The following is a 218-nucleotide window of genomic DNA, read 5'->3' on the forward strand; positions in this document are numbered from 1 at the left end:
TCTTGAATATTCATACAAAAACGTGCCCAGGAAGACATCTTTTGCCTCAGCATAGTTTTTGCAAACTTCCTTGTCCTCAACAAAATCAGCAGCTAGTGGAGCGAGGTCAGCGGGTATGTCATCATTCTCTAGCTCAGCGATGCAATGGGACTTCTGCAACACTGGCTTGTCACAGCATGCCTGCAATTTGCTGGAGAGCGAAGCCTGATTTTCACACA

Annotated in this window: 1 protein-coding gene; it reads right to left on the reverse strand. The window is 46.3% G+C overall.

Features of this window, described 5'->3' with window-relative positions:
• Window positions 1–218, reverse strand: a 218-nt coding sequence (locus CRJ03_RS00525) for a hypothetical protein (protein ID WP_129590211.1), incomplete at both ends; no start/stop codon positions are given.

Source organism: Roseovarius nitratireducens, from assembly GCF_002925845.1.
In the GTDB taxonomy this organism is placed as follows: domain Bacteria; phylum Pseudomonadota; class Alphaproteobacteria; order Rhodobacterales; family Rhodobacteraceae; genus Roseovarius; species Roseovarius nitratireducens.